The organism is Treponema endosymbiont of Eucomonympha sp. (assembly GCF_001028545.1).
Window position 1 is genome coordinate 1 of sequence record NZ_BBPW01000458.1, and the last position, 564, is coordinate 564.

A 564-nucleotide genomic window follows, 5' to 3' on the forward strand; every position below is an offset into this window, starting at 1 on the left:
TTTTGCCCCGCGATTATCTGAACTTGCGCCGCTATTATACAGACCCGCTCCGCGTTTATATAAATATGAATCGGCGTTTGGGCAGACCTGCCCCACCTGCGTTATTCTACTGTCACTTGCGCTTCAAACTGCGCCGCATTGGCGGCAAACATATCATAGCCCAAGTATTGGTTCGACAGCCTGCTTAAGGTCCCGTCCTCGCGCAGGGCTTTAATCATCACGCGGGAAGCGGCTGGTTTTGGAGAATGTGGGAATCGAACCCACGACCTATAGATTGCGAACCTATCGCTCTACCATCTGAGCTAATTCCCCAGTTAGCATGAATACCGATAAATCTTACCAAAAAGCGGAAAAACTGTCAATATTCTGCGTTGTTTCACGATACATTCAGCGTATGCGCCGAATGCTTCCGCGCAAAAATCCGGACGAACGGACTGCGCTGTTCCCGATTAAGAGAACCGAACGGAGGCATACGCGAGGCTACATAGCACGAGGAAAACGGTGCTCCGGAAATCGGCAAAAACAGAACCTCTTGGCAGATTTGCTACAAATCGCGCATATAAC

The 564-nt window shown here is 49.8% G+C and carries 1 tRNA gene; it reads right to left on the reverse strand.

Annotated elements, in window-relative coordinates:
- Positions 1-239: 239 nt before the first annotated feature.
- Positions 240-312 (reverse strand) — tRNA-Ala (locus AWU74_RS07575).
- Between the last annotated feature and the right edge of the window lie 252 nt (positions 313-564).